At 66.3% G+C, this 12,433-nt stretch carries 9 protein-coding genes; 8 read left to right on the top strand and 1 reads right to left on the bottom strand.

Features of this window, described 5'->3' with window-relative positions; all coding sequences use genetic code 11:
• Positions 1–325: 325 nt before the first annotated feature.
• Positions 326–763: a DUF6291 domain-containing protein gene (locus H9X91_RS13560; protein ID WP_204805768.1), complete on the top strand. Its 438-nt coding sequence runs from the start codon at positions 326–328 to the stop codon at positions 761–763.
• A 103-nt stretch (positions 764–866) separates the two neighbouring features.
• Here H9X91_RS13560 and H9X91_RS13555 read toward each other — a convergent pair whose 3' ends face one another.
• The gene (locus H9X91_RS13555) at positions 867–2,519 is read right to left on the bottom strand and encodes a ribonuclease J (RefSeq protein WP_204805767.1); all 1,653 of its coding nucleotides are present in this window, start codon (positions 2,517–2,519) and stop codon (positions 867–869) included.
• A 450-nt stretch (positions 2,520–2,969) separates the two neighbouring features.
• Here H9X91_RS13555 and H9X91_RS13550 point away from each other — a divergent pair, with 450 nt between their 5' ends.
• From H9X91_RS13550 to hpt, 7 genes are all read left to right on the top strand, one after another.
• On the top strand, positions 2,970–3,992 hold the full coding sequence (locus tag H9X91_RS13550) for a LacI family DNA-binding transcriptional regulator (protein WP_204805766.1): 1,023 nt from the start codon (positions 2,970–2,972) through the stop codon (positions 3,990–3,992).
• 91 nt (positions 3,993–4,083) lie between these two features.
• On the top strand, positions 4,084–5,277 hold the full coding sequence (locus H9X91_RS13545) for an MFS transporter (protein WP_204805765.1): 1,194 nt from the start codon (positions 4,084–4,086) through the stop codon (positions 5,275–5,277).
• Positions 5,278–5,391: 114 nt separating this feature from the next.
• On the top strand, positions 5,392–7,383 hold the full coding sequence (locus tag H9X91_RS13540) for a DHH family phosphoesterase (protein ID WP_204805764.1): 1,992 nt from the start codon (positions 5,392–5,394) through the stop codon (positions 7,381–7,383).
• A 48-nt stretch (positions 7,384–7,431) separates the two neighbouring features.
• Entirely contained in the window at positions 7,432–7,881 is a 450-nt protein-coding gene (gene rplI, locus H9X91_RS13535; RefSeq protein ID WP_204805763.1) for a 50S ribosomal protein L9, read from the top strand.
• A 748-nt stretch (positions 7,882–8,629) separates the two neighbouring features.
• Positions 8,630–9,979 (top strand): replicative DNA helicase, encoded by a 1,350-nt coding sequence (gene dnaB / locus H9X91_RS13530; protein ID WP_204805762.1) that lies wholly within the window; start codon positions 8,630–8,632, stop codon positions 9,977–9,979.
• Positions 9,980–10,206: 227 nt separating this feature from the next.
• Positions 10,207–11,580 (top strand): tRNA lysidine(34) synthetase TilS, encoded by a 1,374-nt coding sequence (gene tilS, locus H9X91_RS13525; protein ID WP_204805761.1) that lies wholly within the window; start codon positions 10,207–10,209, stop codon positions 11,578–11,580.
• Positions 11,570–12,124: a hypoxanthine phosphoribosyltransferase gene (gene hpt / locus H9X91_RS13520; protein ID WP_204805760.1), complete on the top strand. Its 555-nt coding sequence runs from the start codon at positions 11,570–11,572 to the stop codon at positions 12,122–12,124. The genes tilS and hpt overlap by 11 nt, the downstream gene beginning before the upstream one ends.
• Positions 12,125–12,433: the final 309 nt, after the last annotated feature.

The following is a 12,433-nucleotide window of genomic DNA, read 5'->3' as shown; positions in this document are numbered from 1 at the left end:
AGTTCTGAGAATCGGTTGATTGGAAACGAAAGACACCCTTCCTGGGTTTCTTTCGTAGCTATCTTCCTTCCCGTTTTCCCGGATTTCCGGGTTTATCGACAGTCTGAGGCCGGCGCCCCCAACGGCGCCGGCCTTCTGCTGCGTTTCCAGGTCTTATCTTATCTTTTCTTATCTTGTCTTGTCTTATCTTATATCGCACGATCGTGCACGATCGTGACGATGGTGCACGATCGTGGGTGCGGTTGTCCGTCCCCGTGCAACTTTTCCCTCTCTGCCGCCCTCAGTAGAGACGTCCGTCCCCGGGGGGACGGGAAGGGGGGAAGCCATGGAGAAGCACGTGGGCATCATGCTGTATTTTGACAACTTTCACCGGGTGGAGAGCCTGCCGGACGACCAGCTGGGCCTGCTGTTCCGGGCGCTGATGGCCTGCGGCGAGGCGGAGCTGGCCGGACGGGACGGCATCACCGGCTTTGAGACCCGGTACCCCGCCATGGGGGAGCGGACCCAGATGGCCTTTGCCTTCATGGCGGACAACATCCGCCGGGACGCCGCCGCCTACAGCACCAAGTGCGCCAACATCCGCTCCGCCGCCCGCCGCCGGGAGGCCGTCCGCCGCGGGGAGCGGGCGGAGGCCCCGGACCGGGGCCGGTCATCGCCCCGGCAGCCGCCGGAGGGAGAAGCGCCCGTCGTCCCCGCCCCGCCGGCCGTCCGGGAGCGGCTGGCGGCGCTGACAAGGGAGATCAGGCAAGAAAGAGTTGAGTGAGGAGATAGGAGTTGATGTGTTCCGCCGGAGGCGGAACGATCAAAATTCGTCCGGCTCCGCCGGACACCAAAATTCCTAACTCCTAATTTCTAACTCCTAATTCTCAAAGGCGTGTGACCACCGGGATCACCATGGGGTTGCGCTTGGTGGTCTTGAACAGGTAGCTGCTGACGGCGGACTTGACGGTGCCCTTCAGCTCCCCGTCGTCCCGCCGGCGGCGGACGTTCTCCGCCGCGTCCCGGGCCACGCCCTGCAGCTCCTTCATCAGGTCGCCGGACTCCTTCACGTAGATGAAGCCCCGGGTGATGATCTCCGGCTCGGAGATCAGGTTCCCGTCGTGGGAGGACACCGGCAGCACCACCACCACCATGCCGTCCTCCGCCAGGCGCTTGCGGTCCCGCATGACCACGGCGCCCACGTCGCCCACGCCGGAGCCGTCCACGTACACCTCGCCGGAGGGGACGGAGCCGTTCACCTTGATGGTCTTGGCGGTGATCTCGATGACGGCGCCGTTGTCGGCGATGGCGATGTGGTTGCGGTCCATGCCCATGTCCTGGGCCAGCTGGGAGTGGATCTGCAGCATCCGCTGCTCGCCGTGGAGGGGGATGAAGAACCGGGGCTTGGTGAGGGCGTGGATGATCTTCAGCTCCTCCTGGCAGGCGTGGCCGGAGACGTGGAGGATGTCCGCCTTGTTATAGACCACCTTGACGCCCTTGCGGAACAGCTCGTTGATGACCCGGGACACCGTCACCTCGTTGCCGGGGATGGCGCTGGCGGAGATGATGACCTTGTCCCCGGCGCCCAGCTCCACCTGCTTGTGCTGGGAGAAGGCCATGCGGTACAGGGCGCTCATCTCCTCCCCCTGGGAGCCGGTGGTGACGATGACCTGCCTGTTCTTGGGCAGGCCCTTGATCTTGTTGATGTCCACCAGGGTGTTCTTGGGCACCTTCATGTACCCCAGCTCGGTGGAGACCTTCATGATGTTCTCCATGGACCGGCCCGTCACGGCCACCTTCCGGCCGAAGGCCGCGGCGGCGTCCAGCACCTGCTGGATCCGGTGGACGTTGGAGGCGAAGGTGGTGACGATGATCCGGTCGTCGCACCCCTGGAACTGGCGGGTGAAGGTGGCGCCCACCGTCTTTTCGGACGGGGTGAAGCCCGGCCGCTCCACATTGGTGGAGTCCGCCAGCAGGGCCAGGACGCCCTCCTTCCCCAGCTCGCCGAAGCGGGCCAGGTCGATGACCTCCCCGTCGATGGGGGTGGAGTCGATCTTGAAGTCGCCGGTGTGGACCACGGTGCCCATGTGGGTGTGGATGGCAAAGGCCACGGAGTCGGCGATGGAGTGGTTCACGTGGATGAACTCCACGGTGAACTTGCCGGCCCGGACGCTCTTGCCCGGCTCCACGGTGATGAGCTTGGTGCTCTTCACCAGGCCGTGCTCCTCCAGCTTCAGCTTGATGAGGCCCGCGGTGAACCGGGTGCAGTAGATGGGCATGTTCACCTGCTTGAGCACGTAGGGGATGGCGCCGATGTGGTCCTCATGCCCGTGGGTGATGAACAGCCCGCGGATCCGGGTCCGGTTCTTGATGAGATAGCTGACGTCGGGGATGATCAGGTCGATGCCGTACATGTCGTCCCCGGGGAAGGCCATGCCGCAGTCCACCACGATGATCTCGCCGCCGTACTCATAGGCGGTCATGTTCTTGCCGATCTCGTTGAGACCGCCCAGGGGGATGATCTTCAGTTTTTCTGCCATAAATCGATGATGCTCCTTTAACAGTTTGGTATGTAATCCCCGGGACGGCGGAAGGACGCGGAGCGCCGGCATGCGCAAAATGAGCGCACGCAAAGAAGAGACGCCCGTCGCCTGCGCGGCCCCGTTTCGCCGGCAGGGGTTCGGTCACGTCATTCCACGCAAAACCGTATGGGATTTTTATTTGACTGAGGCGGAAGGACTCTCCGCGCCAGTGAAATACAGGGGGACAAAGAGAAAAATGGGCGGAAAAGCAGTTGCTTCTCAACGCGCTCTTTGCTATACTAAAACGCAGTACAAACGATTGCGGGAGGGACCCTCCGGCGGAGCCGGCGCCCTGCCCTCTGCGTATTCTGGGTGTAGTATAACACAGAAAGCCGGATTTGTACACATTTTTTTGGAAGATCACTGCGGCCGGGGCGCAGACCCCCGGCCGGGAGAGGAGAGACGGCTATGCGGGCCACCATCAAGATCATCGCGGAGCGGGCAGGCGTTTCCATCGGCACGGTGGACCGGGTGCTGCACGACCGGCCCTATGTGAAGGAGGAGGTGCGCCGCCGGGTGCTGGAGGTGATGGAGGAGCTGGACTACCGCCCCAACCGCATGGCCAGCGCCCTGGCCACCAGCGGCCTGACCCGGCAGTTCGCCATCATCCAGCCCACGTGGGAGAGCTATGTGGGCGCGGCCATGGCCGCCGGCGTGGAGAAGTTCCGGCGGGAGCGGCAGGACTACAACGTCCATGTCACCGTCTATCCCTATCCCCAGGGGCAGACGGAGGCGTGCCTGCGGCTGCTGGACCAGGCGGCGGAGGAGACCCAGGGCATCGCCCTGTGCGCGGCGGACTGCCCCCCGGTGCGGCAGAAGCTGGAGGAGCTGGCGGAGCGGCGGGTGCCGGTGGTGACCTTCAACTCCGATATCGCCGGCGGGCGGCGGATGTGCTTTGTGGGGGAGGACGCCCACCACGCCGGCCGGGTGGCCGGGGACATCGCCGCCAAGTTCCTCACGCCCGGGGACCGGATCCTGCTGGTGTACGCCGACCACGGCTACTCCGGCCACAAGGGCCGGGCCGACGGCTTCCTGGAGCGGATGGAGGAGAGGGGCTTCTCCCGGGCGGACTGCCGGGTGGAGGAGACCCACGACGACTATGACGAGACCCTCTCCGCCGTGACCGCCGCCCTGGCGGAGGAGCCGGACCTGAAGTATATCTACATGGCCAACCGGTCCGTGCCCGCCTGCATGGAGGCCCTGGACCGCAGCGGCCGGGCCGGGCAGATCCGGGTCCTGGCCCACGACAACAGCCCGGAGACCCGGTCCTTCCTGCGGGAGGGGCGGCTGGACTTCATCATCGACCAGAACCTGACCTACCAGAGCCGCAAGGCCCTGGAGCTGCTGTTCGACGCCGTGGTGGAGCACCGGGTGCCCAAGCGGGACTGCTTTTACCCGGAGAGCCCCATTCTGACCGAAGAGACCTGCTGAGCCGCCGCTCCGGCGCCGGCCCTTCCGCTCCGGCGCCGGGGCGGTTTTCGACAGGACATGTGTACGCAAACAGGAAGGAGACCTGCTGAATATGAAGCATTCGAAGACGCCGCTGCCCGGTGCGGTGCTGCTGCTGGCGGCACTGGGCTTTGTGCTGGGGACCGGCGAGTTCGTCATCGTGGGCATCCTGCCGGAGATCGCGGAGGGGCTGGATACCTCCCTGGCGGCGGTGGGCAAGCTGGTGTCCGTGTTCGCCGCCTGCTACGCCGTGGGCACGCCGGTGATCACCGCGGCCTGCGGCGGCATCTCCCGGAAAAAGCTGCTGGCGGTGCTGATGGGGGTGTTCCTGCTGACCGGCGCCGTCAGCTTTGCCGCCCCCAACGTGGCGGTGCTGTACGCCGCCCGGGTGGCGGCGGCCCTGGTGTCCGGCACGCTGACGGCGGTGGCCATGCTCTACGCCAAGGAGGTGGCCGCCCCGGAGCAGACCGCCCGGGCCATCTCTCTGGTGTACGGGGGCTTTTCCGTGGCGGCGGTGCTGGGGGTGCCCCTGGGCACCGCCGTGTGCCAGTGGCTCGGCTGGCGGTGGACCTTTGCGGTGATCCTGGTCATGGGGGCGGCGCTGCTGCCGCTGCTGCTGCGGTCCCTGCCCGCCGTGCCGCCCCGGCGGGAGCCCGGCGGACTGCTGAAGTCCTTCTCCATCCTGCGGGACCCCCGGTGCTCCCTGTGCGTGGGGATGATCCTGTGCAGCGCCTGCGCCACCTATGTGGTGTACACCTATCTCTCCCCCATCCTGACGGACACCCTGGGCCTGCCGGAGGGGGCGGTGAGCCCCCTGCTGCTGGTGATGGGCGCGTGCAGCGCCGCCAGCAACCTGCTCTCCGGCGCCCTGGGGGAGCGGGGCGGCCTGCGGACGCTGCCCTGGGCCTTCGCCGCCCAGACGGCGCTGTTTGCCCTGCTGCCGGTGCTGCTGGGCAGTCTGTGGACGGGCCTTGCGGGGATCTTCGCCATGGGCCTTTTGATGTACCTGCTGAACACCCCGGCCCAGATGCACGCCCTGTCCCTGGCGGAGCGGGACTATCCCTTCGCCGCCAGCCTGTGCGCCTCCGTGCAGCCGGTGTCCTACAACTTCGGCATCGCCGCGGGGTCCTTCATCGGCAGCGCCGTGCAGGAGGGGTGGGGCTTCCGCGCCCTGGGGGCGCCGGCGGCGGTGTCCGCCCTGGCGGCGCTGGGGCTGAATCTGCTGCTGCTGCGGGCCTGCCGCCGGCGGGAGCGGACCGCCCCCTGACAGCCGGCCTTTCCCGCGGGAGACGTTTTAACAGTTGCTTCTTCCGGGGAAAACTGCTATACTGACCGTAATGTTACGCAGGAGCTCCGTCCCTGTGGAAGGAGACATGATGAGATGAACAAAAAGAAGCTCTCCCGCCTGCTGGAACCCAATCTGAAGCTGTATTTCGTCTGCATGTTCGTGTTCGCCGCGGCCACCGCCACGGTGAGCCTGGCCCTGGGGCTGGTGGAGATCGCCTGCACCGTGGGGCTGTACGCCTATTTCACCAAGCGCAACCAGAGCCGCCGGCAGAACATCCTGCAGTATATCGACAATGTCACCGGCAGCGTGGACACCGCCAGTAAGTCCACCCTCATCAACTCCCCCCTGCCCATCATGGTGTTCCGGCCGGACACCGGCGAGGTGATCTGGAGCAATGAGAACTTCCTGCAGCTGGCCGGCGTGCGGGAGCACCTGTTCGAGATGAAGGTGGAGGACGCGGTGCCGGACTTTCCCGTCCAGTGGCTGCTGGAGGGGAAGCAGGAGTGCCCGGACCGGGTGGTGATGAACAGCCGGCGGTTCCGGGTGTACGGCAGCCTGGTGCGGGCCAAGGGCCGGGGCGCCGAGCAGAACCTGGTGGCCACCACCTACTGGGTGGACACCACCGAGGCCGACGACCTGCGGGAGCGGTACACCGCCACCCGCCCGGTGCTGGCCATCCTGATGGTGGACAACTACGAGGACCTGATGAAGGCCTGCGCCGACACGCAGCGCAGCGCCGTGCTGGCCCAGATCGACGAGAAGCTGAACAACTGGGCCGCCTGCGCCGACGGCCTGCTGCTGAAGACCGAGCGGGACCACTACCTCTTCATCTTTGAGGAGTGCCACTACGACCACTTCGTGGAGGAGAAGTTCTCCATCCTGGACGCCATCCGGGAGATCAAGGTGGGGGACGTGTGCCCCACCCTCTCCATCGGCATCGGCAAGGACGCCGACGCCATGGCGGAGCTGTACCGCAACGCCCGCCTCAGCCTGGAGATGGCCCTCAGCCGGGGCGGCGACCAGGCGGTGGTCCGGGGGAAGGTGGACTTCCAGTTCTACGGCGGCCGCAGCAAGTCCACGGAAAAGCGGACGAAGGTGAAGTCCCGGGTCATGGCCAGCGCCCTGAACGAGCTGATGGCCGACGCCTCGGAGATCTATATCATGGGCCACAGCTTTGCCGACATGGACGCCGTGGGCGCCGAGGCGGGGTTGTACTGCATCGCCCGCAAGCACGGCAAGCACGCCCAGATCGTCATCGACCTGGAGCGCAACGCCGCCGGGGCCGTGCTCTCCAAGCTCCGGGGCCTGCCGGAGTACGAGGGAGCCTTCACCACCGGGGCGGAGGCGTTTTTGCGGATGCAGCCCGGCGCCCTGGTGATCGTGGTGGACACCAACCGCCCCGACATGGTGGAGCATCCCCAGCTGCTGGAGTCCAGCAACCGGGTGGCGGTGATCGACCACCACCGCCGGGCGGCCAGCTACATCGAAAACGCCGCCTTCAGCTTCCACGAGCCCTACGCCTCCTCCGCCAGCGAGCTGGTGACGGAGCTGCTGCAGTACCTGGTGGAGCCCGCCGACCTGCTGCGGGAGGAGGCGGAGGCCCTGCTGGCCGGCATCGTGCTGGACACGAAGCACTTCACCCTGCGCACCGGCGGCCGGACCTTTGAGGCGGCGGCCTTCCTCCGCCGGGCGGGGGCCGACACCACCGACGTCCAGCGCCTGTTCCAGAGCGACCTGAAGGAGATGGTGTCCCGCTACGACATCATCCGCCGGGCGGAGCTGTACCGGGAGGACATCGCCGTGGCGGCCATCGACCAGGAGGGCGTGGACCGGGTGACGGCGGCCCAGGCGGCGGACGAGCTGCTGAGCCTCAAGGGCGTGAAGGCGTCCTTCGTGGTGTTCCGCAGCGGGGAGAACGTGCAGATGTCCGCCCGCTCCCTGGGGGAGATCAACGTCCAGGTGATCCTGGAGGCCCTGGGCGGCGGCGGCAACTCCACCACCGCCGGCGGCCGTGTGGAGAACACGGACGTGGAGACGGTGAAGACCCGGCTGCTGGAGGCCATCGACGCGTATTTTGAAAAATAAGACGGCAGGCTGACGTCTGCCGAAGAGAACAGAAGGAGACAATTTCCCATGAAAGTGATTTTACAGCAGGACGTGAAGGGCCAGGGCAAGAAGGGCCAGATGGTGGAGGTGTCCGAGGGCTATGCCCGCAACTACCTCCTGCCCCGGAAGCTGGCCATCGCCGCCACGGCGGACGCCATCAACACCATGAACCTGAAGGAGAAGGCCCGCAAGGCAGAGGAGGCCCGGCAGAAGGCGGAGGCGGAGGCCACCGCCGAGAAGCTGAAGGAGTGCATGGTGAAGCTCACCGCCAAGGCCGGAAACGGCGGGCGGCTGTTCGGCGCCGTCACCACCAAGGAGATCTCCGACGGCCTGAAGGCCCAGTTCGGCCTGGACATCCCCAAGCAGAAGCTGGTGCTGGACGAGCCCATCAAGGCCTTCGGGTCCTATCAGGTGAAAGCCAAGCTGGGATTTGAGGTCAGCGGGACGGTGTACGTGTCCGTGTTTGAGGAAAAATAAAGGGGAGGGCCCTCTGTTTGGGGGCTCGCCCCGGGAGTGATGCGGGCCGCTGAACAGCGGCCACGGGGGGCTGGCTCCCGCCAGGGGGGCTTGTCCGGCCAGGATGCACCCCCCATTTTCTTTTCCGTCTTGCGGAAAAGAAAACGGGCCGTACCCGCAAGGGGTACGCCGCATCCGTAAGCGGCAAAGCCGCCAACGGCTGCGCAGTGCACGGTCCAAAAGAAAAGGCCGCTTGGGCGCACTCCGGTGCGGTGGCCCTCCGTGCGCACGGGGGTCGGCGTATCGGTGCCTGCTCCGATTTGGGCCCGCCTTCGGGCACGCTTGACTCTTCTACGAGGTAGGTACTGCCGTCCCGTGGCGGATGGTGCCGGCCTCGTCGGGGTGGTTGTCGCATCGAGCTGCTTCTCTTTTCGCTGCCGCTGGCTGTTCTTCACGGGAGCGTGAGCGGCAGCGGGGAGGGAGGCTGAGGGTATCCCTATACTTCCCCGGGCTGGAGGTTTCCCCAAGGGCCGGGCGTTTCCGTCCCTGACTGCTGCAAGGGAGTGCCAGCCATCCCCCGCCGGCGGCAGGAGGTCTGCGCTGGCGCAGACCGACCCGCCGAAGCGTTCTTTTCTTTTGGACCGTGCACGGCCCGTTTTCTTTTCGGCAAGACCGAAAAGAAAATGGGGGGTGCATTGCCCAGCTATCAACATAGCTGATTTCCCCACCCAAACGGGTGGACTCCCATTCACTGCGAGGTGACACCAAGATGGCAAACGAAGACCTGCTCCTGCGGCAGATGCCCCACTCCCTGGAGGCGGAACAGGCCGTCCTGGGCTCCATGCTCATCGACCCCGACTGCGTCAAGGACGTGATGGACAAGCTCCGGCCGTCGGACTTCTACCTCCGGCAGAACCGGGAGATCTTTGAGACCATCTACTCCATGTTCACCTATGCCAAGCCCATCGACGGCATCACGGTGTGCGACGAGATGCAGAAGGCGGGCACCTACGACGACCAGACCACCCGGTCCTACCTGGCCCAGCTGATGGAGATCACCCCCACCAGCGCCAACGTGATGGAGTACGCGGCCATCGTCCGGGACAAGGCCCTGATGCGGGGCGTGGCCCAGGCCGCCGCCGAGATCACCGCCATGGTGCAGGAGGGCGTGGGCGACGCCGCCGAGATCCTGGAGGCGGCGGAGCAGAAGGTCTACGCCGTCCGCCGGGGCCAGAGCGCCCAGGACATGGTGCCCCTGCGGCAGGTGCTGCCGGAGGTGCTGGACCGGCTGGGGGAGATGAGCGAGAGCGAGGACCACCTGCCCGGCCTCTCCACCGGCCTCTCCGCCGTGGACCAGAAGATCACGGGACTGAACAAGTCGGACCTGATCCTGCTGGCCGCCCGGCCCGGCATGGGCAAGACCTCCTTTGCGCTGAATATCGCGCTGAACGTGGCCAAGGCCGTCCGCAAGACGGTGGCCGTGTTCTCCCTGGAGATGAGCCGGGAGCAGCTGGCCACCCGCCTGCTGTCCTCCGAGGCCCTGGTGGAGAACAACCGCCTCAAGACCGGCTCCCTGCGGGAGACCGACTGGGAGAAGATCGCCGGGGCGGCCACGATTTTGAACAAGGTGGACATCCGGATCGACGACAACCCCATGCTGTCCGTGGCGGACATGAACGCCAAGTGCCGCCGGCTGGACAACCTGGGCCTGGTGGTCATCGACTACCTGCAGCTGATGACCTCCGCCGGGGGCAAGGGCTACGCCGGGGAGAACCGCCAGCAGGTGGTGTCCGACATCTCCCGGATGCTGAAGATCATGGCCAAGGAGCTGGACGTGCCGGTGATCTGCCTGAGCCAGCTCTCCCGTGCCAACGAGAAGCGGGACGACAAGCGGCCCATGCTGTCGGACCTGCGGGAGTCCGGCGCCATCGAGCAGGACGCGGACATCGTTCTGTTTCTGTACCGGGACGACTATTATAATGAGGACTCGGAAAAGCACAACATCGCCGAGTGCATCGTGGCGAAAAACCGCCACGGCGAGACCGGCAAAGTGGAGCTGCGGTGGATGCCGGAATATACGCAGTTCTCGACGCTGGACACGCGGTACGACGAGGACTGAGGTTATTTGCTCCGCAAAGCGGAGCCGCGCGGCAGCGCGTCCAAGCGTTTCGCCATTTTGGCGAAACCTTGCCGGAGGGCGAATTCACTTCGCCCGAGGATTGAGATAGAAAGGGGCCCCCGCGGCGCCCCGCGCCGTGGGGAACTGCCGGAGTACACGCAGTTCTCCACACTGGACACGCGGTACGACGAGGACTGAGGCCCGTCTTTGAGAAGTGAGGTGCGGACATGGAGGAACTGCTCTCCCGCTGCCCCCGGTGGGCGCTGCCGGCCCGGGGCCGGCCGGCCCTGTGCGCCGTGTCCGGCGGCCTGGACTCCATGTGCCTGCTGGACCTGCTGGACCGGTGGTGCCGGGAGCGGCAGGGCCGCATCGTGGCCGCCCACTTCAACCACCATCTCCGGGGGGCGGAGAGCGACCGGGACGAGGCCTTCGTTCGGGACTGGTGCGCCGGCCGTGACATCCCATTTGTATCCGGCTCCGGCGATGTCCGGGGATTGGCGGAGCGGGAGGGCCTCTCCCTGGAGGAGGCGGCCCGGAAGCTGCGGTATGCGTTCCTCCGTCGGGAGGCGGAGAAGCTGGGGCAGCATATCAGGATCTACACCGCCCACCACGCCGACGACAACGCCGAGACCATTCTCTTCAACCTGATCCGGGGCACCGGCGCGGCGGGTCTCACCGGCATGGCGTATCAGCAGAACGGCATTTACCGGCCCCTGCTGGACGTGACCCGGGCGGAGTTGGCGGACTACGCCGCCGACCACCACATCCCCCATGTGGAGGACTCTACCAACGCCGACCCCGACGCCGCGGCCCGGAATTTCCTCCGGCTGGAGGTGATGCCCCGTTTGAAGCAGATCAATCCCCAGGCGGTGGCCCACATCAACGATGCCGGCCGCCGATTGCGGACGGTGGATCGCTCCCTGGAGGAAGAGGCCGCCCGCCGCACCGCCCATGTGGAGGTGCAGGAGGGGCGGGTGACCTTATCCCGGCAGGCATTGGCGGAGGCGACCGACGCCGTGAAGCCCCGGATGCTGCTGCGGCTCTTTGACCTGCTGGGGGTGGGGCGGAGGGACATCACCGCCGCCCACTTAAACGCCATCCTCTATCTGACCCGGAACACCCTCTGGGGCCGGGAGAGCCGGCTGGACCTGCCCCACGGCGTCACCGCCCGGTACTGCCGGGAGTGGCTGATCCTGGAGACCCGCCCCCAGACCTTGACAGAGGTCCAGCTGCTGCCGGACTGCCCCGTCACCTGGGGGGATTTCCGCCTGACCCTGCTGGACCAACCGGAGGGGGAGGGCCTGGCTCTCCGGCCCTGGCGGCAGGGGGAGCGGATGGGCCTGACCGCAGGTCCCGCGGCGCCGGGGGACCGGCTGGTTCTGCCGGAGACCCACGGCGGCGGCCGCAGCGTCAAGCGGCTGTGCCTGGACCGCCGGATCTCCCTCACGGAGCGGGACCAGCTGCCGGCCATCTACGCCGGGGGATGTCTCGCCGCCGTGTGGCGGCTGGGGGTGGACGAAGCGTTTTCCGTATCGGCGGGAGAGCCCTGCCGGTTTATTCAGATCGCAGAAGCGGCAAAGGAGAGAGACCATGAGAAGTGAGATGGAAAGCGATATCCTCAGGGTGCTGGTCACCGAGGAGGAGCTGAGGGCCCGCATCGCGGAGATGGGGGCGGAGCTGTACGACCGGTTCGAGGGCAAGGACCCGCTGTTCCTGGGGGTGCTGAAGGGCTCCTTCGTGTTCATGGCGGACTTGGTCCGGGCCTGCCAGGTGAAGAGCGACGTGGAGTTCATCGCCGTCAGCTCCTATCAGAACGCCACCGTGTCCTCCGGCCGGGTGCAGATCACCCACGACCTGCAGCAGGACATCACCGGGCGGCATCTGATCATTGTGGAGGACATTCTGGACTCCGGCAACACCCTGGCGTTCCTGCGGGACTACTTCATGACGAAGGGGGCGGCGTCCATCACCATCGTGACGCTGCTGGACAAGCCCTCCCGCCGGACCAAGGCCATCACCGCCGACCTGGCGGGGTTTGTGGTGCCGGATGAGTTCGTGGTGGGGTATGGGCTGGATTACTGCCAGCAGTACCGGAATGTGCCGTACATCGGGGTGCTGAAGCCGGAGGTCTACTCCGGGAAGTGACATGGTTCCCTTTGGCCCCGAAGGGGGCGGGGGAGATGCGGGCCGCCGGGCGGCGGCCTCGGTGGTGTCTGCTCCCGCAGGGGGCTTGTCCAGCGGGGATGCACCCCCCATTTTCTTTTCGGTCTTGGCCGAAAAGAAAACGGGCCGTGCACGGTCCAAAAGAAAAGGCCGCTTGGGCGCGCTCCGGTGCAGTGGCCCTCCGCGCGACGGGGGTCGGCGTATCGGTGCAAGCGCCGATTTTGCCCGGCCTTCGGGCACGCTATGGTCTTCTGCGATTCCTGCAACTGCCGTCCCGTGGCGGATGGTGCC

The organism is Oscillibacter valericigenes, assembly GCF_016902445.1.
Lineage (GTDB): Bacteria > Bacillota > Clostridia > Oscillospirales > Oscillospiraceae > Oscillibacter > Oscillibacter avistercoris.
This window is presented reverse-complemented; position numbering and strand designations above follow the sequence as displayed.